Origin of the sequence: Xanthobacter autotrophicus ATCC 700552, from assembly GCF_043194565.1 — a bacterium.
Taxonomy (GTDB): Bacteria; Pseudomonadota; Alphaproteobacteria; order Rhizobiales; family Xanthobacteraceae; genus Xanthobacter; species Xanthobacter autotrophicus_F.
In genome coordinates this window covers 1-257 of record NZ_JBAFVS010000118.1, presented here as the reverse complement: position 1 = coordinate 257, position 257 = coordinate 1, and the positions used below count along the sequence as shown (strand labels likewise).

At 68.5% G+C, this 257-nt stretch carries 1 protein-coding gene; it reads left to right on the top strand.

Going from position 1 to position 257, the window contains the following annotated elements; translation table 11 throughout:
• A partial coding sequence (locus V5F48_RS25170) for an EamA family transporter (RefSeq protein WP_394260673.1) occupies window positions 1-257 on the top strand: 257 nt, incomplete at both ends.

Here is a 257-nt window from a genome sequence, read left to right as displayed (position 1 = left end):
CTTGCTCTGTTCGTCCTCGCCTTGCGCCATCTCGGTGCGGCGCGGACCGGGGCCTATTTCTCCCTCGCGCCGTTCGTGGGCGCGGTGCTCGCGGTCGTCATGCTCGGCGAGGCGATTTCGGTGCAGTTGGTGGTCGCCGGGTGCCTGATGGCGGTCGGCCTCTGGCTGCATCTGTCCGAGCGGCACGAGCACCCCCATGCCCATGAGGCGATGGAGCACGAGCATCGGCACGGCCACGACGAACACCACCGCCATGA